This window comes from Pseudomonas sp. F8002, from assembly GCF_013385495.1.
Taxonomy (GTDB): domain Bacteria; phylum Pseudomonadota; class Gammaproteobacteria; order Pseudomonadales; family Pseudomonadaceae; genus Aquipseudomonas.
This window is the reverse complement of record NZ_JACAPW010000025.1, coordinates 196,510-196,958: the sequence shown is the minus strand read 5'-3', so window position 1 is coordinate 196,958 and position 449 is coordinate 196,510. Positions and strand designations below refer to the sequence as shown.

The following is a 449-nucleotide window of genomic DNA, read 5'->3' as shown; positions in this document are numbered from 1 at the left end:
GCCGATGCGGACGCCGATGCTGATGCCGACGCGGACGCGGATGCTGATGCCGATGCCGATGCCGATGCGGACGCTGACGCTGACGCGGATGCGGATGCGGATGCGGATGCGGATGCGGATGCCGACGCCGACGCCGATGCGGATGCCGATGCGGACGCTGATGCGGATGCCGACGCTGATGCTGATGCTGATGCTGATGCGGACGCCGATGCTGACGCGGATGCTGATGCCGACGCCGACGCCGACGCCGACGCCGATGCTGATGCTGATGCCGATGCCGATGCCGATGCGGACGCTGACGCTGATGCGGATGCCGATGCCGATGCTGATGCTGATGCGGACGCCGATGCTGATGCCGACGCTGATGCTGACGCTGACGCTGATGCTGATGCCGATGCCGATGCCGACGCCGACGCCGACGCTGACGCGGATGCCGATGCCGATGCCGA

The 449-nt window shown here is 67.3% G+C and carries 1 protein-coding gene; it reads right to left on the bottom strand.

Going from position 1 to position 449, the window contains the following annotated elements; translation table 11 throughout:
- On the bottom strand, positions 1-449 hold a 449-nt coding region (locus tag HX811_RS32285; protein ID WP_177047054.1), incomplete at both ends, for a hypothetical protein.